Source organism: Pseudoalteromonas sp. bablab_jr011, from assembly GCF_016464045.1.
Lineage (GTDB): Bacteria > Pseudomonadota > Gammaproteobacteria > Enterobacterales > Alteromonadaceae > Pseudoalteromonas > Pseudoalteromonas lipolytica.
This window is the reverse complement of sequence record NZ_JACDWU010000026.1, coordinates 1-1,205: the sequence shown is the minus strand read 5'-3', so window position 1 is coordinate 1,205 and position 1,205 is coordinate 1. Positions and strand designations below refer to the sequence as shown.

The 1,205-nt window shown below is 35.5% G+C and carries 1 protein-coding gene; it reads right to left on the bottom strand.

Annotation, left to right across the window (positions count from 1 at the left end):
• Positions 1 to 294: 294 nt before the first annotated feature.
• A complete protein-coding gene (locus JIG41_RS00660; RefSeq protein WP_199524110.1) occupies positions 295 to 714 on the bottom strand; it encodes a hypothetical protein in 420 nt (139 codons plus the stop codon).
• Positions 715 to 1,205: the final 491 nt, after the last annotated feature.

The window sequence follows — 1,205 nt, the reverse complement described above, 5'->3', positions numbered from 1 at the left end:
TGCCTCAACCCTCAACTGAATCAATAGTCTAATTATATAAATATCAGTATATTAAGTGAACTAAATGTATAGATTAATAGATCATAAGCAGAACATACTTAGACCAAAAGGTGATCAGAGTTTTCACACAGTCTGTGCCATTAAGAGTCGTTCAGGCATTCATATAAAATATGCGAGATTTACAAAAGCAGACGTTCGGTAACGCCCCAATAAGGGGCTGATAAATGCTTGGCTAAACTGTGTAGCGAAGCGGAACCGAGCCAAGCTTTAGCAGTACCGTACTTAATTGGCTTGTTATATAGCACTTTTACACTGGCTGTCGCTATAAAAAGTTAGTCGTTTTTTAAACGTTTTAACTAGTTCAGCTTTTAGTAATTCAGCTAATTCTCTAGCCTTTTTTTCATTCCCTTTATTAAAGTCATATGCAGCCGCGAAAAAACAATCGTGGTTTAAATAGTTTTGAACAAATATATGGACGCCGTCATCCGAAGAATATTTAGCAGCAACTAAAACAGCAGCTTTTTCAGGGAGCATTTGTTCTCCACCTTCGTAGTTTTTTGCTAAGTTGTTGTTGAGAGCAAATGAGTCTAAATGTTTTATCAATTCTATTTTGTTGGCATCTTCAATTGAAAATTGTATACCACCTATCGCAGGGTGATGCTCCCTTGAGCAACCTGATATTAGAATAATTGAAATTAGTAACAGATAACGCATGACTTCCTTGTGCTATATAACGCCCTAATAATGGGCAAAAAATTGTTGGCTAAAATGTTGAGGAACGAAAACAGCCAACTGTTTTTTGTCCTTATTTATTAGCTTGTTATGTTTCAAATACACAAAACAAAAAATATTAATTTGTTATATGGTGATGTATAAAAAGAACAGCCCATAACAATATTGCACTACCGATAAAGATCAATAAACCTTTAAGGCTAAAGCTACTAATTCTATGTGTGCAAACGGGACAAATAAAATATGATTTGTTCATTGCCACCTTAACTTCTTGTGGAACAATATCCGCTTTGCATTTTTTACACTGAGCCATTTAAATTTGCATACTCTGATTGAAACATAACATTTTAGTATTTATGCGACACGCAGTTTGTGTTGCATAATCGCTTGTTGGACTGAGCCGCTACCTACTCGGTGTGTCAGAGTTGGTGTTGTTTATGCTATGGGAATTTGCTTTTTCTGGCCTAAGCGAT